Raw genomic sequence first — 19,079 nt, 5'->3', positions numbered from 1 at the left:
CCGATGATGGGCTTGCCATTCGGTCGCTTCGGACGCCGACAGGTTTCAGTGGAAGCTCTAAGCGCACAGGACAGCCATGCGATCCAGCGCATTCATGCCGTCGCTTTTCATCATGGCTGGAGTTCCGACGATTTTCGCTCGCTGATCGCGCAGGATACGGTTTTCGGCTTTGTCGCTCGTGCGGAAGGCAAGCCCAATGACGCCTGCGGCTTCGTGCTGGCGCGGCTGGTGGCTGGTGAGGCGGAAATCCTCACCATCGCCGTTTCACGCGACGTGCAGCGACAGGGTGTCGGGCGGGCGCTGATGGATGCGGTGTTGCGCTATCTCTATCAGGAGCGGGCGGAAACGCTGTTTCTCGAAGTCGATGAAGCCAATGTCGCTGCGCAGGCGCTGTACCGTCGCCTCGGCTTCCAGAAGGTCGGCGATCGTCCGGCCTATTACGAAACCGCCAATGGGCGCTCGGCGGCGCTCGTTCTGCGGCGCGATCTGAAGAGACCGCAATGATCGGCGCGATCCGGGTCTTTCTCGTTCTTGCGGCCATGGTCATGCTGAGCCTGTCGCTGATCCCGGTTCAATATGTGTTTCTAAAGCTCAAGAACGGTTGGAAACGCAGCCTGCCCAACACGTTCCACCGCATGATTGCGCGGCTGTTCGGCTTTCGTGTGCGCACGGTCGGTGAAATGCATCGTGGTCGCCCGTTGTTGCTCGTCGCCAATCATACGTCCTGGAGCGATATTGTTGTTCTGTCCTCGGTCGGGCAGGTGTCCTTCATCGCCAAGTCCGAGGTGCGCAACTGGCCGATTTTCGGCATGTTCGCTGTTTTGCAGCGGACTGTTTTTGTCGAGCGCGAGCGGCGCGGCAAGACCGGCGAACAAACCTCTGAAATTGCAACACGGATGAGCGAGGGAGATGCGATGGTACTGTTTCCCGAAGGCACAACATCCGATGGCAATCGGGTCTTGCCGTTCAAGACCGCTCTTTTCGGCGCTGCCCATGCGGCGATCAAGGAAGCCGGCGTGCCGGAAGTGCTCGTGCAGCCGGTCGCCATTGCCTATACCGGCGTGCACGGTATGGCCATGGGGCGTTACTTTCGCCCGATTGCATCCTGGCCGGGCGATGTCGAGCTGATGCCGCATCTGAAAGGCATCCTGCGCGAAGGCGCCATCGATGTTGAAATCCGCTTCGGAGAGCCGATGGTTGTCACGGCAGCCACAGACCGCAAGATGCTGGCCCGCACTATGGAGGCCCGGGTGAGGGCGCTTTTGCAAAGTGCGCTTCTGGGCCGCGAGATTGCCGACGATTAGTGCGCGCAATCGCTTTCGAAAATGCGATAGCGAAAAAGCCGTTCAGTTTGTCACCTTCCAATGCGGCAACAAAAGCTGTAGATAGCCCCGCATGAGCGAAAACATCACCGATATTGTGCCAGCGGCAGAACACGCCGATACGCGTCCAAATGCACGCAAGGTTTTTGTCAAAACCTATGGCTGCCAGATGAATGTGTATGACAGCCAGCGCATGGCCGACAGCCTTGCAGCGGAAGGCTATGTCGCGACCGATACGCCGGACGATGCCGATCTGGTGCTGCTGAACACCTGTCATATTCGCGAAAAAGCGTCGGAGAAGCTCTATTCTGCGCTGGGACGCCTGCGCAAGATGAAGGACGCGCGCGAAGCCAATGGCAAGGAACTGACCATCGGCGTTGCGGGCTGCGTGGCGCAGGCCGAAGGGCATGAAATTCTGCGCCGTGCGCCGAATGTTGATCTGGTTATTGGACCGCAGACCTATCATCGCCTGCCCAATGCGCTGGCACGCGTTCGGGGCGGTGAAAAGGTCGTCGAGACTGAATATGCGCTTGAAGACAAGTTCGAGCATCTGCCATCGCCGAAGCGCGAAGAAACGCGCAAGCGCGGCGTTTCCGCTTTCCTGACGGTGCAGGAAGGCTGCGACAAGTTCTGCACCTTCTGCGTGGTGCCCTATACGCGTGGCTCTGAAGTCTCGCGCAGCGTCAGGCAGATCGTGGCGGAAGCTGAACGCCTTGCCGATAGCGGTGTGCGCGAACTGACCCTGCTTGGCCAGAACGTCAATGCCTGGCATGGCGAGGGCGACGATGGCCGCGAATGGGGGCTTGGCGAATTGCTGTTCCGCCTCGCACGCATTCCGGGCGTGGCGCGCCTGCGTTACACGACCAGCCATCCGCGCGATATGGATGACAGTCTGATTGCTGCCCATCGCGACCTGCGCCAGTTGATGCCTTATCTGCATCTGCCGGTACAGTCCGGCTCGGACCGTATTCTCAAGGCGATGAACCGCCGTCACAAGGCGGACGAATACCGACGCCTGATCGAGCGCATCCGTGAGGTGCGTCCGGATATGGCGCTGTCGGGCGATTTCATCGTCGGCTTCCCGGGCGAAACCGATCAGGATTTCGAGGACACGATGCAGCTCGTGCGCGACGTCAATTATGCGCAGGCCTATTCGTTCAAATATTCGCCGCGTCCCGGCACGCCCGGCGCAGATCTGCCTGATCATGTGGAAGAAGCGGTGAAGGATGAGCGGCTCCAGCGCCTTCAGGCTTTGCTGTCTGAACAGCAATATGCGTTCCAGGAATCCATGATCGGTCGCGAGATGGACGTGCTGTTGGAAAAGCCCGGCCGTCAGGCGGGACAGATGGTGGGACGTTCGCCCTGGCTTCTCCCGGTGATCATCGACGACAACAATGATCAGGTCGGCGAAATTATTCATGTGAAAATCACCTCCACTGGGACCAATAGCCTTATTGCGCAAAAACTGGCGTGAAGGCATGATACCGTTCAGGCAGATGTTTCGGCGCTTGAGTCTCGCGCCGATAATCCTGTCGGGCCGATGATCCCGTCGGAACTGTGATTGCAATGCGTGAACTCTTGAGGAGATACGGTTGAGCGCCACGGAAAAGCTGAGACCTGCCAAGCCAACCACTCTAACGCAAAAAAGCCCGACTACCGGGGCCTCGGATATGGCCCATATCGTGCTCACTTTCGAGAACAACCGCCTGGCCAGTGCGCTTTACGGTCAGTTCGACGAAAATCTGGCACGTATCGAGCAAAAACTCGGTGTCGATGTTCGCTCCAAGGGCAACCAACTCTCGATCCGGGGCGAACCAACCGCGACCGAACAGGCGCGCCGCACGCTCGATCATCTTTATGAGACCGTGCAGAAGGGTCATGAACTGACGGCATCGGATGTCGATGGCGCCTTGCGCATGGCCATTGCGGCTGATGATCAGCTGGATCTGCCGACGATGGAAAACAAGGGCAAGCTATCCGCCGCCCAGATTTCCACGCGCAAGAAGACGATCTTCGCGCGCACGCCGACACAGGACGCCTATATGCGGGCGCTCGACCGTTCCGAACTGGTGTTCGGTGTCGGTCCTGCCGGTACGGGTAAAACCTATCTGGCCGTCGCCCATGCAGCCATGCTGCTGGAACGCGGTCTGGTGGAGCGGATCATCCTTTCCCGCCCGGCTGTTGAAGCGGGCGAACGCCTGGGCTTTTTGCCGGGTGACATGAAGGAAAAGGTCGATCCCTATCTGCGTCCGCTCTATGACGCGCTTTACGATATGATGCCCGCCGACAAGGTCGAGCGCGCCATCACCGCAGGCGTCATCGAAATCGCGCCGCTGGCCTTCATGCGCGGGCGCACGCTGGCCCATTCGGCGGTGATCCTCGATGAAGCGCAGAACACGACATCCATGCAGATGAAAATGTTCCTGACGCGTCTCGGTGAAGGATCGCGGATGATCGTGACGGGAGATCCAAGCCAGATCGATCTTCCTCCCGGTCAGAAATCCGGGCTTGTCGAAGCGCTTCGCGTGCTGGACGATGTGGAAAGCGTCATCAAGGTGCGATTCACCCAGAAAGACGTGGTGCGACATCCACTGGTGGCGGCAATCGTCAACGCCTATGACCGCGATGCCAAGACGCATGTCCAGCAGCCGGTTCGTCCGGAATAGGAGCGACCCGATTAAGGCCAAGGACTTGTAATTGGTCGTCAGAGTTACGATCTAAAAAATGCTGTCTGCCTTTTTGGGGCAGACGGCTTTCGAACAACTGAAAGGACGAAGCGGCTTGCTGTGAGGGGAAGCCGCCGCAGAACGTGTCAGACAACGCGATCCATATCGATATAACAATCGAAGCCGGCAACTGGCCGGATGAAACAACACTTGAAGGACTTGTCAGAAAGTCTGTCGAGGCGGCATGGGCCAATCTTGGCCTCAAGAATGCCGACAGCGAATTGAGCGTCGTCTTTACCGACGATGCGTCCATTCAGGAGCTGAACGCCGAATGGCGCGGCAAGGACAAGCCTACCAATGTGTTGTCGTTTCCTGCTTTTCCGGTCAAGGCTGGTGCCCAGCCGGGACCGATGCTGGGCGACATTGTCATCGCTCGCGAAACTGTAGAGCGTGAAGCGGTTGAAGAAGGCAAACCTCTCGACCATCACCTCTCACACCTTGTCGTGCATGGATTCCTGCATCTTTTGGGATACGATCATGAAACCGACGAGGAAGCAGAAGAAATGGAGCGCCGTGAGCGCGAAATTCTTCATGCTATTGCCATCCCCGACCCTTATGCTGTATCCGAAGAGACCATTAACAACGATTGACCATGGCTGATCAAACCTCACAACCTCCGTCCGCTGGCGAGAATCGCAGCGAGACCCAAGACGCCGAAGGGCAAAGTACGCAGCGGCCTGTAGCGGCCGAAAAGCGCTCCCTTCTGTCAAATATTTTCCCTTTCATCCGCTCGCGACAGCAGTCTTCCCTGCGTGAAGATTTGGCCGATGCCCTGTCCAGTACGACGAGCGAACAGGATTCCGCATTCTCGCCCGAAGAAAAGGCGATGCTGCACAACATCCTGCGCCTGCGTGAAATCCGCGTCGAAGATGTGATGATTCCGCGTGCGGATGTCGAGGCGGTGGAAATTTCCACGCCGCTTTGGGAAGTGCTGGAACTCTTCGAGGAATCCGGTCACTCCCGTATGCCGGTCTATGCCGAAACGCTGGATGATCCGCGCGGCATGATCCACATTCGCGATGTTTTGAATTTCATCACGCGTCAGGCGCGCCAGAAAACGCGCCGCCGCACGACGGCCAAGACCCCTGCTGCGGCAACGCCACCGAAATTCGATATGAGCCGCATCGATCTCACCAAGACGATTGGCGAGCTTAACCTCATGCGCAAGGTGCTGTTCGTGCCGCCGTCGATGATGGCAAGCGGGCTGATGGCCCGTATGCAGGCAACCCATATCCAGATGGCGCTGGTCATCGATGAATATGGCGGCACCGATGGTCTTGTTTCGCTGGAAGACATCGTCGAAATGGTTGTCGGCGATATTGAAGACGAGCATGACGACGAAGAAATCATGATCGCCGAGGAAGCCGATGGCGTGTTCGTCGTCGATGCGCGAGCTGATCTGGATGAATTCGCCGCAAAGATTGGTCCCTCTTTCGAGGTGGGCGAACATGGCGAGGATGTCGACACGGTCGGCGGCCTGATCTTCTCTGTTCTCGGCCGGATTCCGGTGCGTGGCGAGGTGGTACAGGCTGTACCGGGTTACGAATTCCATGTGCTCGAAGTCGATCCGCGCCGCGTGAAGAAGGTGCGTATCGTGCCGCTTTCCGCTGCCGACCGCCGCAGACAGCAGCGCGCTGTCGTCACCACCAAGCCTGAAGAGCAGTCACCGGCCACGGTCGAGGATGCTGAAACCTTCAAAGAGGCCTGATGATCGAACGGTTTGCGGGCAGGATCATTCTTTCTAGCGGCTGGCGTCGTGCGCTGGCCGCTTTTTTGAGCGGCGCCTTTGCGACACTGACCCAGCCGCCTTTTGATCTCTTCATTGCCGGTTTTGTTTCCTTCCCGATCCTCGTCTGGCTGATCGACGGCGCTTTGGCGCGTGCCGATGCAGGCCCCATCCGTCGCGTTCTGCCCGCTGCAATGGTCGGCTGGTGGTTCGGCTTCGGCTATTTCGTCTCGGGCCTCTGGTGGATCGGCACAGCTCTTCTGGTCGATGCAGACCAGTTTGCCTGGGCCTTGCCGCTGGCCGTTCTGGGACTGCCTGCCTTTCTGGCGATTTTCTATGCCTTCGCGACCATGGTCGCGCGCATCTTCTGGTCGGACGGGCTGGGGCGTATTTTCGCGCTGGCCTTCGGTTTCGCGCTTGCGGAATGGTTGCGCACGTTTCTGCTGACCGGTTTTCCATGGAATGCCATCGGCTATGCGGCCATGCCGGTGCCGGTGCTGATGCAATCGGTCGCCGTGGTCGGCCTTGTCGGCATGAGCGCGCTGGCTGTGTTTATCTTCGCATCGCCTGCATTGCTTATTGGTGGACGGTTGGCAAAGAGCGGCATCGTTCTGGCCATTCTTCTGGCCGCAGCCCATGTCGGCTTTGGCGTGTGGACCCTGTCGCATGCGCCCGCCATCGGTGATGAGAAGGGCACGGTCAATATCCGTATCGTGCAGCCCTCCATCCCGCAGAGCATGAAATGGGATAATGCCCAGCGGCGCTCGATCTTCGACAAGCTGATTGCTCTGACGGCGCAAGCGCCAGCCGATGGCAAGCCGAAGCCTGATATCATCATCTGGCCCGAAACGGCGGTGCCCTATATTCTGACATCGACGCCGGACGCGCTCGCGCTGATTGGCAATACATTGCAGGACGGCCAGGTGCTTCTGACCGGCGCCGTGCGCGAGGAGAAGGCGGCAGGCAATGGCGAGCCGCGCTATTATAATTCCATCTATTCGATCAACGACCGGGGCGAGATTACCGACGCAACCGACAAGGTGCATCTTGTTCCGTTCGGCGAATATTTGCCGTTCGAGACCTTTCTGCGCGGTCTGGGGCTTCAGGAAGTGGTGGAAATGCCGGGCGGCTTTACCGCCGGCTCCTCGCGGCGCCTTTTGAATGTCAGGCCGGGCCAGTCTTTCCTGCCGCTTATCTGCTACGAAGCGATTTTCCCGGACGAGCTTGGTTTTTCCGGCGCGCAGGCAGGCGTTCCCAATGCCGTCGTCCCCAATGCCATTGTCAATGTCACGAATGATGGCTGGTATGGCGACACGCCGGGCCCCTATCAGCATTTCAGGCAAGCGCAGATTCGTGCAGTGGAGCAAGGTTTACCACTGATACGCGCGGCCAATAACGGCCTTTCGGCGGTGACGGATTCCTACGGTCGAATCACTGAAGGGCTGGCACTGGACGTCGTCGGGGTTGCTGATGCTTCCCTACCGTCAGCTCGTGCTCCATTTTGGGGCACCGCTCCCGGATCGAAACAGACGATATCGATCCTGTTAACCTTACTCTTTGTCAACGCTGCTTTCAGGGTGTCATTCCGTAGGCGTTTTCATTGACACGGCAATTTTGTTAAGATGTTATACCGGCGCGGTGACGGTTCCCACGTGCGAAGTCGTGCGAAACGCGTCAGACTACCTCCCACAACGTGATGTTATCCCTGTTCAGATGAACAGTACATGAATGAAAGCTCGCAGCCGCGAGGAGTGACAGCTGTATGATTGAGAATAAAAAGAAGCCCAACCCAATCGACGTACATGTCGGCAGCCGCATTCGTCTCCGCCGCAACATGCTGGGCCTCAGTCAAGAAAAGCTCGGCGAGAATCTGGGCATCACGTTTCAGCAGATTCAAAAATACGAGAAGGGCACCAATCGCGTCGGCGCCAGCCGCCTTCAGGCGATCTCCGCCATTCTCAATGTTCCGGTTTCCTTTTTCTTCGAAGATGCACCGGGATCGACCCCTGTTGGCCAGGAAGGCTTTGCGGAAGACAATGAAGCGACCTATGTGGTCGATTTCCTGAATTCCAATGAAGGCGTTCAGCTCACCCGTGCGTTCACGAAGATTTCAGATCCGAAGGTACGCCGGAAAATCATCGATCTGGTGAAGTCGCTCGCAGCAGACGCCGAGTAAGCAATCCGCTGTTACCCCTGCATTTTGGCGGTTTATTCGCCTTTTTCCCCTTTTGGCGTAGGCTTGGCGGCCTTGGGAATGAATTTTTCCGGCTGCGCCCCGTCGCGATACGAAAATGCATTGACGGTTCGATCCTAACTTCGCTAACACTTTGACGCGCCCGGAAAGTTCCGGGCGCTACTGTGTTTCCTAGGCGGAGATGTTCTCCGTTGGATTTTCAAGAGGGGTTACCCGTGTCGCGCAGTTCTTATCTCTTCACCAGCGAATCTGTGTCTGAAGGACACCCGGACAAGGTTTGCGACCGCATCTCCGATGAAATCGTCGACATGATCTACAAGGAAGCCCGCCGCACTGGCGTGGATCCGTGGTCTGTTCGTGTTGCCTGCGAAACGCTTGCCACCACCAATCGCGTGGTGATTGCCGGCGAAGTGCGCGTACCGGAGACTTTCCTGAAGAAGAACAAGGACGGCTCGATCGCTAAGGATGCCGCCGGCCATCCGCTGATCAATCCGGCCCGCTTCCGTTCGGCAGCGCGCAAGGCAATCCGTGAAATCGGCTATGAGCAGGACGGTTTTCACTGGAAGACGGTGAAGATCGACGTGCTTCTGCATCCGCAGTCTGCCGACATTGCGCAGGGCGTGGACAATGCTGCCGACCGTCAGGGCGAAGAAGGCGCTGGCGATCAGGGCATCATGTTTGGCTATGCTTGCCGCGAAACCCCGGATCTGATGCCTGCCCCGATCTATTACTCGCACAAGATTCTCGAAAAGCTGTCCGAAGCGCGCCATAAGGGCGAAGGCGATGCGGGCAAGCTTGGCCCGGACGCCAAGAGCCAGGTTACGGTGCGTTACGAAAACGGCAAGGCTGCCGAAGTTACGCAGATCGTGCTCTCGACGCAGCATCTGGATGCCAGCTGGGATTCCAAGAAGGTTCGCTCGGTTGTCGAGCCTTATATCCGTGATGCGCTGGGCGAGCTTCCGATTGCAGCCACCTGCAACTGGTACATCAACCCGACCGGCAAATTTGTCATTGGCGGCCCGGACGGTGATGCAGGCCTGACTGGCCGCAAGATCATCGTCGACACCTACGGCGGTGCGGCTCCGCATGGCGGCGGCGCATTTTCCGGCAAGGACACGACCAAGGTCGACCGTTCGGCTGCTTATGCTGCGCGTTATCTGGCCAAGAATGTCGTGGCGGCAAATCTTGCCGACCGCTGCACGATCCAGCTTTCCTACGCGATTGGCGTTGCACAGCCGCTGTCGGTCTATGTCGATCTGCACGGCACGGGCAAGGTTGCTGAAGCCGCTGTTGAAGAAGCGCTGCGTGAAGTGATGGACCTGTCGCCGACCGGTATCCGCAAGCATCTCGATCTCAACAAGCCGATCTATGCCAAGACCTCGTCTTACGGTCATTTTGGCCGCAAGCCGGGTCGTGACGGTTCCTTCTCCTGGGAGAAGACCGATCTTACCAAGGCGTTGAAGGCATCTGTCGCTTAAAGCCTGTTCCAAAAGTTGCATCACAGACCGCTTGGCGTTATGTGTCTTGCAAATATCAAAGAGCGCGGTCATTGACCGCGCTCTTCGCTTATTCCGACGGATAGAACATGACCGAAGAAACCCATCCTCTGCGCGGTGCCGGAAACTTTTTTGGCCGTCGTCACGGCAAACCACTGCGCAGCCATCAGCGGAACCTGTTCGAGGAACTTCTGCCCGAGCTGAAGCTCGACCTTGCCAAGCCTGCCCCGCAGGATCTGCGCGCGCTGTTCCCCATCGCGGTTGACGCCGTGCGCATGGAAATCGGCTTTGGCGGCGGCGAGCATCTGCATCACGAAACGGGTCGCTATCCGCAGACGGGTTTTATCGGCGTCGAGCCTTTCGTCAACGGCATGGCCAAGATGCTGGCGGCGCTCGATCCGGAGCCGCGTCCCAATATGCGGCTTTACGATGAAGACGCGACAGCGGTTCTCGACTGGCTGCCGGATGCCTCTTTGTCCGGTATCGACCTGTTCTATCCTGACCCTTGGCATAAACGCCGCCACTGGAAGCGCCGTTTTGTCAGCGACGCTAATCTGGATCGCTTCGCCCGCATTTTGAAACCTGGCGCGAAATTCCGCTTCGCTTCGGATATCGAGCATTACGTGAACTGGACGCTACAGCATTGCCGTCGTCACGATGCCTTCGAGTGGCAGGCGGAAGGACCGTCGGACTGGAATGACGCTTATGAAGGCTGGCCGGGCACGCGTTATGAGGCCAAGGCCTTCCGCGAGGGCCGCAAGGCTGCCTATCTGACATTTATCAGGCGTTGAATTTCTAGAGCAGTTCCGATCAAAACGGCGTCGTGAAGCCGCTCTATCTATCTGTTTTTACGCATTATCCTACGCAAAACCGCTGCGCACTTTTGCTGGAAATGCTTTACGGAAGCGGGACTTGAAAAAATCCGCTTCCGCTGGTATATAACTCTCAAATTCTTGGTCGAACGAACAAGAGTGGGTCCGTCCGGTCCCGCTCTTTTTTGTTACTTAGACTTAGGAAATAGAGGTTTTTCGACCCCTTTGAGAGGTTTAGAGTTGACGGAACAGGTTCAGGCAAACGAAGCAGAGACGCCGAAAGTGGCTGTGGATGAGCGCATCATTCGCGAAACGGGCATCGATGCGAAAGTGGCAGGCATTATTGAGCCGGTGCTCAATACGCTGGGCTTTCGTCTTGTGCGCGTGCGTCTTTCCGGTCTCAACGGCCAGACCTTGCAGATCATGGCCGAACGTCCCGACGGCACGATGACCGTTGACGATTGCGAGCTGGTCAGCCGCACTGTCGCGCCGGTGCTCGATGTCGAGGACCCGATCAGCGGCAAGTATCATCTGGAAATTTCGTCGCCGGGCATCGACCGTCCGCTGGTGCGCAAGTCGGATTTCGCCGATTGGGCGGGCCATATTGCCAAGGTGGAAACCTCCATCGTGCATGAAGGCCGCAAGAAGTTCCGCGGTCGTATCGTGCTGGGCGATGCCGAGACAGTCGTGATCGAAAGTGATCAGGTGTCTTACGGCAACGAACCGGTCGTGCGTATTCCCTTCGACGTGATTTCGGATGCGCGTCTGGTCCTGACCGACGATCTGATCCGCGATGCGCTGCGCAAGGACAAGGCCCTTCGCGAAGGCCGCATTCCTGGAGACGATTTGGGAGACGATTTGGGAGCCGATCTGGGCGATGCGCCGGAAGAAGTGACGACAGAAGATACGGCTGACGAAAAATAAGCCGACGAAACAAGTTTCAGGCATTCGGCGCAAGGAGAAGCCGGGTGCGACACCAAGGAGAGACCTATGGCAGTCAGTGCTAACAGGCTGGAGCTTCTGCAGATCGCCGATGCGGTCGCACGCGAGAAGTCGATTGACCGCGAGATCGTTCTTGCGGCCATGGCCGATGCGATCCAGAAGGCAGCGCGTTCGCGTTATGGTCAGGAAAGCAATATCCGCGCCGACATCAATGCGAAGTCGGGCGAGATCAAGCTTCAGCGTCTGCTCGAAGTGGTCGAGAATGTCGAAGACTACGCCACGCAGATTTCGCTGTTCACCGCACGTGACCGCAACCCGGATGCGCAGATTGGCGACTTCATCGCTGATCAGCTGCCGCCGATGGATTTCGGTCGTATCGCTGCCCAGTCGGCCAAGCAGGTCATCGTGCAGAAAGTGCGCGAAGCCGAGCGTGACCGCCAGTATGACGAATACAAGGATCGCGTTGGCGAGATCGTCAACGGCACCGTGAAGCGCGTCGAATACGGCAATGTGATCGTCGATCTGGGCCGTGGCGAAGCCATCGTGCGCCGTGACGAACTGATCCCGCGTGAAGCTTTCCGTTATGGCGACCGTATCCGCGCCTATGTTTACGACGTGCGTCGCGAACAGCGTGGCCCGCAGATTTTCCTGTCGCGCACCCATCCGCAGTTCATGGCGAAGCTCTTCACCATGGAAGTGCCGGAAATCTATGACGGCATTATCGAGATCAAGTCGGTAGCCCGTGATCCGGGTTCGCGCGCCAAGATCGCCGTTGTTTCGCGCGATGCGTCCATAGATCCGGTCGGCGCCTGCGTTGGTATGCGCGGTTCGCGTGTTCAGGCCGTTGTTGCCGAACTTCAGGGCGAAAAGATCGACATCATTCCGTGGTCGCCGGATGCGGCTTCCTTCATCGTCAACGCGCTTCAGCCTGCTGAAGTTGCCAAGGTTGTTCTCGATGAAGACGCGGAACGTATTGAAGTTGTCGTCCCGAATGACCAACTATCACTAGCGATCGGTCGTCGCGGCCAGAATGTCCGCCTCGCCTCGCAGCTCACCGGTTGGGACATCGACATTCTGACGGAGGACGAAGAGTCCGAACGTCGTCAGAAGGAATTCACCGAGCGTTCGAACCTGTTCATGGAAGCCCTCGACGTCGACGAAATGGTCGGTCAGGTTCTTGCTTCCGAAGGCTTTGCCTCGATTGAAGAACTGGCTTATGTCGAGCCGGGTGAAATTGCATCCATCGATGGTTTCGATGACGATACGGCTTCTGAAATCCAGCAGCGTGCTCGTGAATATCTGGATCGCCTCGAAGGTGAACTGGATGCGCGCCGCAAGGAACTGGGCGTCGAAGACGAACTTCGCGAACTGCCGAACCTGACGACCGCCATGCTGGTTGCTGTCGGTGAAGACGGCGTGAAGTCGATCGAAGACTTTGCCGGTTACGCTGTCGACGATCTCGTTGGCTGGCGTGAGCGCAAGGATGGCGACACCGTCACCCATAGCGGCATTCTCTCGTCTTTCGATGTTTCGCGCGTCGATGCCGAACAGATGATCCTGACTGCCCGCCTCAAGGCTGGCTGGATCACGGAAGAAGAGCTGGCAGCCGCCGCTCAGGAAGAAGCCGAAGCGGAAGTCGAGGCTGAAGCCGGTGAAGAAGAAGCTGCTTCGTAAGAAGCGCTGAGAAGTTCTGGGGCCGCACGGGTTCTTACGTCTGAAGCAATTCAGGAGTAAGCTGTGCGGCTCCAATACTTGATACCGAAAAATGAGGCCTGTTTGTCCGATTTGATCGGGTCGTTCCGGTTTCAGTGGGCTTTCCGCGACGTTTCGGGTTGTGGCGAGGCCCCGGCTCTGGTACAGCGCCACGCGTTGCATTCGATATGTCCGGCGGAGCAACAAACCGCCCGATTTGAGAACAATGCGGCGGAAGCGTTGCCAGTTTTGAAGTTGAGTACAAGTCCGTATACGGCAGAGCGGGAGTTTGCGTGGAGCAGGATATGAATGACAGAACCTGTATCGTCACGCGCGAAAGCGGTTCTGCCGATGACATGATCCGCTTTGTTGCAGGGCCAGACGGTTCCGTCGTGCCGGACTTGAAAAGAAACCTGCCGGGCAGGGGATGCTGGGTCAAGGCCGAGCGCCGTCTGGTGGATGAAGCGATCAAGCGCAAGCTTTTTGCGCGGGCGCTGAAGGAAGGCGTGAAGCCGCAGGACGATCTTGGCGCGCTGGTAGACCAGCTGCTGACAAAATCCGCCCTGGGCAGTCTCGCCTTGGCGCGCAAGGCTGGCGCGGTGGTAACGGGCTCGACCAAGGTGGATCAGGCGATCCGCACGGGCACGGCGGCCATGGTGCTGCATGCGCAGGAAGCGGCAGCCGATGGCGTGCGCAAGCTCGATCAGGCCCGGCGCGCCGTGGTGCATCTTGATGGCCCCGATATCCCTGCCTTCACCCTTTTTACGGGAGAAGAAATGGATTTGGCATTTGGGGGCGGAAATGTGATACATGCAGCCGTGCTTGAAGGAAAGGCGGCTGTCGGGTTCGTAAAGCGGGCGCAATTGCTGCATCGCTATCGCGGTGAAAGCGCAACGGATTCGAATTAGAGCGTAATCTTGCCGAGGCTGGCAGGCCTCATACCGGATTATGCGTTGAGTGGATGACTGGAGCATTATCCAACCCGACTGGGTCGCGTTGGATAATGCTCGAGTAGAGCGGCCGGAGCCGCGAAGGAAACGGAACGTAATGAGCGATAACACAAACGACGACAAGACGCTGGGCGTCACCCCCAAGAAGACCCTGACCATGAAGCGGCCAGGCGTTGAGCAGAGCACCGTGCGCCAGAATTTCAGCCACGGCCGCACCAAGGCTGTCGTCGTTGAAACCAAGAAGCGCAAGTTCTCACGGCCAGACGACAAGCCGGAAGTGGAAGCAGCGGCTCCCAAGCCTGTTGTAGCCGCTCCTGCTGCGCCGACGCCTCAGCCGAAGGCACCGGTAGCACCAGCTGCTGCTGCTCCGGTAGCGAAGCCGCATGTCGCGCAGCAACAGCAGCGCCCCGTGCAGCAGCGTCCCAACCAGCAGGCACCGCGTCCGCGCCCGACCGATCGCTCCGGCATGGTGCTGAACACGCTGTCGCGCTCCGAAATGGACGCACGCCGCCGCGCGCTTGAAGAAGCGCAGGTGCGTGAAGTCGAAGAACGCGCACGTGCGGTTGAAGAAGCCAAGCGCCGCGCCGAAGAAGATGCACGCCGCGCCAAGGAGCGTGAAGAATCCGCACGCCGTCAGGCTGAGGAAGAAGCACGTCTCAAGGCTGAAGCCGAAGCACGCCGCAAGGCCGAGGAAGAAGCTGCCAAGCGCGTTCCGCAGCCGGAAGCACGTGGCGAGCAGCGCACCGAGCGTCCTGAACGCCGCGACGATTCGCGTGGCGCACCGCAGGGCAACCGTCCGCAGCACGCTGGCCGTCCGCAGCAGGGCAATCGCCCGCAGTCGGGCGCACCGCGTCCGGCGCCGTCACTTGCAGAAGCCGCTCCCGGACCGGGCAAGCCGCTGCCGCAGAGCCAGCTTCGCAGGCCTGGCCAGTCCGGCGATGAAGATGATCGTCGTGGCAGCAGCCCAACCGCTGCTCGTCGTGGCACGCCCGCCAAGCCGGACGCTCGCGCCCCGAAGGTGGTCAAGACCGAAGACGATCGCCGTCGTGGCAAGCTGACGATCTCCAGCAATCTGGAAGACGAAGGTCGTTCGCGTTCGCTGTCGGCCATGCGTCGCCGTCAGGAAAAGTTCAAGCGTTCGCAGATGCAGGAAACCCGCGAGAAAATCTCTCGCGAAGTGACTGTGCCTGAAACCATCACGCTTCAGGAACTCGCACAGCGTATGACCGAGCGTTCGGTGGATATCATCAAGTACCTGATGAAACAGGGCCAGATGATGAAGCCGGGTGACGTGATCGATGCCGATATGGCGCAGCTGATTGCTGAAGAATTCGGCCACACCGTCAAGCGCGTTGCGGAATCGGACGTTGAAGAAGGTATCTTTGACGTTGCGGACGATCAGGCAGCACTGGTTTCGCGTCCTCCGGTCGTGACCATCATGGGTCACGTCGATCACGGCAAGACGTCGCTCCTCGATGCGATCCGTCACGCCAACGTGGTGTCGGGCGAAGCCGGTGGTATCACCCAGCATATTGGTGCTTATCAGGTCGAACAGAACGGCCAGAAGATCACCTTCATCGATACGCCGGGCCACGCTGCCTTTACCGCAATGCGTGCCCGTGGTGCGCAGGCGACCGACATTGCCATTCTGGTGGTTGCCGCTGACGACAGCGTGATGCCGCAGACGATTGAATCGATCAACCATGCCAAGGCGGCTGGTGTTCCGATCATCGTTGCGATCAACAAGATCGACAAGCCATCTGCCGATCCGCAGAAGGTTCGTACTGCCCTGTTGCAGCACGATGTCTTCGTGGAATCGATGGGCGGTGAAGTGCTCGACGTCGAAGTGTCGGCCAAGAACAAGATCAACCTCGACAAGCTGCTTGAAGCAGTTCTGTTGCAGGCTGAAATCCTTGATCTCAAGGCAGATCCGAAGCGTACGGCTGAAGGTGTCGTCATCGAAGCGCAGCTTGATCGTGGCCGTGGTTCGGTCGCAACCGTTCTGGTTCAGAAGGGTACGCTGCATCCGGGCGATATTATCGCTGCTGGTAACGAATGGGGCCGTGTGCGCGCTCTGGTCAACGACCGTGGCGAACACGTCAAGGAAGCAGGACCTGCAATGCCGGTTGAAGTCCTTGGTCTCCAGGGTACGCCGCAGGCAGGCGATCGCTTCGCAGTTGTTGCCAACGAAGCCAAGGCTCGTGAAATTGCTGATTATCGCCAGCGCCTTGCTCGCGATAAGGCTGTTGCCCGTCAGACTGGTCAGCGCGGCTCGCTTGAGCAGATGATGAGCCAGCTTCAGGTGAATGGCTTGAAGGAATTCCCGCTCGTCATCAAGGGTGACGTGCAGGGTTCGGTCGAAGCAATCATTACGGCGCTCGACAAGCTCGGCACCGACGAAGTGCGTGCTCGCATCGTCCATTCGGGCGCAGGTGGTATCACGGAAAGCGACGTGTCGCTGGCCGAAGCCTCCAATGCAGCAATCATCGGCTTCAACGTTCGTGCCAACAAGCAGGCGCGTGACGCTGCCGAGCAGCAGGGCACTGAAATCCGCTACTACAACATCATCTACGATCTGATCGAAGATGTGAAAGCAGCGATGTCGGGTCTTCTGTCGCCAGAACGTCGTGAAACCTTCATCGGTAATGCTGAGATTCTTGAAGTCTTCAACATCACCAAGGTTGGTAAGGTTGCCGGTTGCCGTGTTATCGACGGCAAGGTTGAACGTGGTGCAGGCGTTCGCCTCATCCGCGACAACGTGGTTATCCACGAAGGCAAGCTCAAGACGCTCAAGCGCTTCAAGGACGAAGTGCAGGAAGTGCCGATGGGCCAGGAATGCGGTATGGCGTTCGAAAACTACGACGACATTCGCGCCGGCGACACGATCGAAGCGTTCCGCGTCGAACATATTACGCGCACGCTCTAACAACTATGTGCCGGACCGCCCGACAGGGGCGGTCCGGCTTTTTATTGCCCGGTTCCGAGGGTCTGACTCCCATCTGAATTGTGGTAAGTTACGCCCATAATTTTCAAGTCATGTTGTCGGACAGCCCGTGAGGCTGGATACCGGTTTGTGGCTGTTTATCGAGGATATAGCTATGGCACGTTCTCCGGACCCCAAAGGCTCAGGCGGCCTTTCGCAGCGCCAGCTTCGCGTTGGCGAACAGGTGCGTCATGCATTGGCGCAATTGCTCCAGCGCGGTGAAATCCGCGACGATCTGATCGAGCGCACCGTCATTTCCGTTTCGGAAGTGCGCATGTCGCCCGACCTGAAGATCGCCACCTGTTTCATTATGCCGCTTGGCAATGTTGACCCGCAATCCATCGTCAAGGCATTGGCCGCAAACGCGAAATTCATTCGTGGTCGCATGGCGCCGGTTCTTGGCCAGATGAAATACATGCCGGAGTTCCGCTTCCGCTCCGACACAAGTTTCGACAATTTTTCGAAGATCGACGCTCTTCTGCGTTCGCCGGAAGTGGCGCGTGATCTTTCGCATGACGATGAAGACGCTGGCGAGGATGAAACCTCCCGCAATGGAGACGAATAAAGCATGGCAAGACGGGGTAAGAAAAAAGGCCGTCCGGTTTCCGGTTGGGTTATTTTCGACAAGCCGAAAGGTATGGGATCGACCGAAGCGGTCTCGAAGATCAAGTGGCTGTTCAATGCCGAGAAGGCCGGCCATGCCGGTACGCTCGACCCGCTCGCATCCGGCATGCTGCCGATTGCTCTGGGTGAAGCCACCAAGACCGTGCCTTATGTCATGGACGGAACCAAGGTCTATCGTTTCACGGTGACCTGGGGCGAAGAACGCTCGACCGACGACCTGGAAGGTCAGGCGACCAAGACCTCCGACAAGCGCCCGTCGCGTGAAGACGTCGAAGCTCTGCTGCCAAACTATACCGGCCTCATCTCGCAGATTCCGCCGCAGTTCTCCGCCATCAAGATCGACGGCGAACGCGCCTATGATCTCGCCCGTGAAGGCGAAACGGTGGAGATCCCGGCACGCGAAGTCGAGATTGATCGTCTGGAGATCGTCGAATTCCACGACGACAACCGCACATCATTCGAAGTCGAATGCTCCAAGGGCACCTATGTGCGCTCGCTGGCGCGCGATATGGGGCGCGATCTCGGCTGCTTCGGCCATATTTCCGAGTTGCGCCGCATCGAAGTCGCTCCGTTCACGGAAGAAGATTTCGTCACGCTGACGGAACTGGAAGCCGTCTGGCCGCCTCTGCCACCGAAGGACGAGGATGGCAACGCGGTCGAACCTGTGCCGCGTCGCGATTTTTCCGGCCTTGATGCTCTGGTGATCGATACGGGCGCAGCACTCGACTGCCTGCCGCAGATTCCGCTGACCGAAGAACAGGCGCAGCGTGTGCGTCTTGGCAATCCGGTCATCCTGCGTGGCCGCGATGCCCCGCTGGAAGCGGATGAAGCCTGTGTCACCGCGCGCGGAAAACTGCTCGCCATTGGCTATATCGAGCATGGTCAGTTCAAGCCGAAGCGCGTTTTCACGGCTAACTAACACCATAGTTGCAAATTCGTCAGGCCGTGGCGAAAAGAGTGATTTTCGAGTACCGGAGCGGAGCGTACTTTTAGGTACGTGAGCACCGGAACACAGAAAATTGCTCTTTGCAGCGCGGCATCACGAAGAATGCAACTGTGGTGCTAAAAAGTCTTCGCAATTGCTGGGGCATATTTGATGCTGGCATTCTTGCCGTTTTTGCACTATATGCCCCATCAGCGATCATGCAGAAATGCAGATCAGATCGTGTAAGTTGGCCCGCGCTGGACGACATCCCGGCCTGGGCGTCTGTTTTTCCTCTCATCAAGAAAGGGTTTACGATGTCGATTACTGCTGAGCGTAAGCAAGCACTTATCAAGGAATACGCCACCAAGGAAGGTGACACCGGTTCTCCTGAAGTTCAGGTTGCCGTTCTTTCCGAGCGTATCGCCAACCTCACCGAACACTTCAAGGGCCACAAGAATGACAATCATTCGCGTCGCGGCCTTCTGAAGCTGGTTTCGCAGCGCCGTCGTCTTCTTGACTATGTCAAGGGCGTGGACGCAGCGCGCTACCAGGCGCTGATCGGCCGTCTCGGCCTGCGCCGCTAACGGTAAATCGGGCGACGTCACAAGCGTCGCCCGTTTGATTTGAGCATTCCGAGGAAGAGCGGATAGCCGCTTTCCAAAAGAGAATGCGAGAGTATCGGGCGAA

The 19,079-nt window shown here is 58.2% G+C and carries 17 protein-coding genes; all 17 read left to right on the top strand.

Annotated elements, in window-relative coordinates; all coding sequences use genetic code 11:
- Positions 1 to 3 precede the first annotated feature (3 nt).
- The 17 genes from rimI to rpsO all read left to right on the top strand — a co-directional run bounded on the left by rimI (position 4) and on the right by rpsO (position 18,976).
- The gene (gene rimI, locus FGI60_RS04040) at positions 4 to 504 is read left to right on the top strand and encodes a ribosomal protein S18-alanine N-acetyltransferase (RefSeq protein WP_138784043.1); all 501 of its coding nucleotides are present in this window, start codon (positions 4 to 6) and stop codon (positions 502 to 504) included.
- On the top strand, positions 501 to 1,304 hold the full coding sequence (locus tag FGI60_RS04035; protein WP_138784042.1) for a lysophospholipid acyltransferase family protein: 804 nt from the start codon (positions 501 to 503) through the stop codon (positions 1,302 to 1,304). Before rimI ends, FGI60_RS04035 begins: the two co-directional genes overlap by 4 nt.
- Before the next feature lie 91 nt (positions 1,305 to 1,395).
- Complete coding sequence (gene miaB / locus FGI60_RS04030) at positions 1,396 to 2,796, top strand: tRNA (N6-isopentenyl adenosine(37)-C2)-methylthiotransferase MiaB (protein WP_138784041.1); 1,401 nt, start codon at positions 1,396 to 1,398, stop codon at positions 2,794 to 2,796.
- Positions 2,797 to 2,914: 118 nt separating this feature from the next.
- Positions 2,915 to 3,988, top strand: a complete 1,074-nt coding sequence (locus FGI60_RS04025; RefSeq protein ID WP_171058692.1) for a PhoH family protein — start codon at positions 2,915 to 2,917, stop codon at positions 3,986 to 3,988.
- A 143-nt stretch (positions 3,989 to 4,131) separates the two neighbouring features.
- Positions 4,132 to 4,638, top strand: coding sequence for an rRNA maturation RNase YbeY (gene ybeY, locus FGI60_RS04020; protein WP_138784040.1), 507 nt, complete (start codon positions 4,132 to 4,134; stop codon positions 4,636 to 4,638).
- Positions 4,639 to 4,640: 2 nt separating this feature from the next.
- Positions 4,641 to 5,756 (top strand): hemolysin family protein, encoded by a 1,116-nt coding sequence (locus FGI60_RS04015; RefSeq protein WP_138784039.1) that lies wholly within the window; start codon positions 4,641 to 4,643, stop codon positions 5,754 to 5,756.
- Positions 5,756 to 7,378, top strand: a complete 1,623-nt coding sequence (gene lnt / locus FGI60_RS04010) for an apolipoprotein N-acyltransferase (RefSeq protein ID WP_138784038.1) — start codon at positions 5,756 to 5,758, stop codon at positions 7,376 to 7,378. Before FGI60_RS04015 ends, lnt begins: the two co-directional genes overlap by 1 nt.
- A 158-nt stretch (positions 7,379 to 7,536) precedes the next feature.
- Positions 7,537 to 7,950 carry a helix-turn-helix domain-containing protein gene (locus FGI60_RS04005; RefSeq protein ID WP_138784037.1) on the top strand — a complete coding sequence of 138 codons (414 nt, stop codon included), beginning with the start codon at positions 7,537 to 7,539 and terminating at the stop codon, positions 7,948 to 7,950.
- Positions 7,951 to 8,183: 233 nt separating this feature from the next.
- A complete protein-coding gene (metK, locus tag FGI60_RS04000; RefSeq protein ID WP_138784036.1) occupies positions 8,184 to 9,446 on the top strand; it encodes a methionine adenosyltransferase in 1,263 nt (420 codons plus the stop codon).
- A 107-nt stretch (positions 9,447 to 9,553) separates the two neighbouring features.
- The gene (gene trmB / locus FGI60_RS03995; RefSeq protein WP_138784035.1) at positions 9,554 to 10,255 is read left to right on the top strand and encodes a tRNA (guanine(46)-N(7))-methyltransferase TrmB; all 702 of its coding nucleotides are present in this window, start codon (positions 9,554 to 9,556) and stop codon (positions 10,253 to 10,255) included.
- A 261-nt stretch (positions 10,256 to 10,516) separates the two neighbouring features.
- Complete coding sequence (gene rimP / locus FGI60_RS03990; RefSeq protein WP_138784034.1) at positions 10,517 to 11,200, top strand: ribosome maturation factor RimP; 684 nt, start codon at positions 10,517 to 10,519, stop codon at positions 11,198 to 11,200.
- Positions 11,201 to 11,266: 66 nt separating this feature from the next.
- A complete protein-coding gene (nusA, locus tag FGI60_RS03985; RefSeq protein ID WP_078337725.1) occupies positions 11,267 to 12,892 on the top strand; it encodes a transcription termination factor NusA in 1,626 nt (541 codons plus the stop codon).
- A 323-nt stretch (positions 12,893 to 13,215) separates the two neighbouring features.
- Complete coding sequence (locus FGI60_RS03980; RefSeq protein WP_078337726.1) at positions 13,216 to 13,818, top strand: RNA-binding protein; 603 nt, start codon at positions 13,216 to 13,218, stop codon at positions 13,816 to 13,818.
- A gap of 139 nt (positions 13,819 to 13,957) precedes the next feature.
- Positions 13,958 to 16,786: a translation initiation factor IF-2 gene (gene infB, locus FGI60_RS03975; protein ID WP_138784033.1), complete on the top strand. Its 2,829-nt coding sequence runs from the start codon at positions 13,958 to 13,960 to the stop codon at positions 16,784 to 16,786.
- 172 nt (positions 16,787 to 16,958) lie between these two features.
- Positions 16,959 to 17,408 carry a 30S ribosome-binding factor RbfA gene (gene rbfA, locus FGI60_RS03970; RefSeq protein WP_138784032.1) on the top strand — a complete coding sequence of 150 codons (450 nt, stop codon included), beginning with the start codon at positions 16,959 to 16,961 and terminating at the stop codon, positions 17,406 to 17,408.
- A 3-nt stretch (positions 17,409 to 17,411) separates the two neighbouring features.
- On the top strand, positions 17,412 to 18,386 hold the full coding sequence (gene truB, locus FGI60_RS03965) for a tRNA pseudouridine(55) synthase TruB (RefSeq protein WP_138784031.1): 975 nt from the start codon (positions 17,412 to 17,414) through the stop codon (positions 18,384 to 18,386).
- 320 nt (positions 18,387 to 18,706) lie between these two features.
- Positions 18,707 to 18,976 (top strand): 30S ribosomal protein S15, encoded by a 270-nt coding sequence (rpsO, locus tag FGI60_RS03960; RefSeq protein ID WP_078337732.1) that lies wholly within the window; start codon positions 18,707 to 18,709, stop codon positions 18,974 to 18,976.
- The last annotated feature ends 103 nt before the right edge of the window (positions 18,977 to 19,079 follow it).

Source organism: Brucella haematophila (assembly GCF_005938105.1).
In the GTDB taxonomy this organism is placed as follows: domain Bacteria; phylum Pseudomonadota; class Alphaproteobacteria; order Rhizobiales; family Rhizobiaceae; genus Brucella; species Brucella haematophila.
The sequence above is the reverse complement of the archived record's forward strand: the minus strand, read 5'-3'. Positions and strand labels throughout refer to the sequence as shown.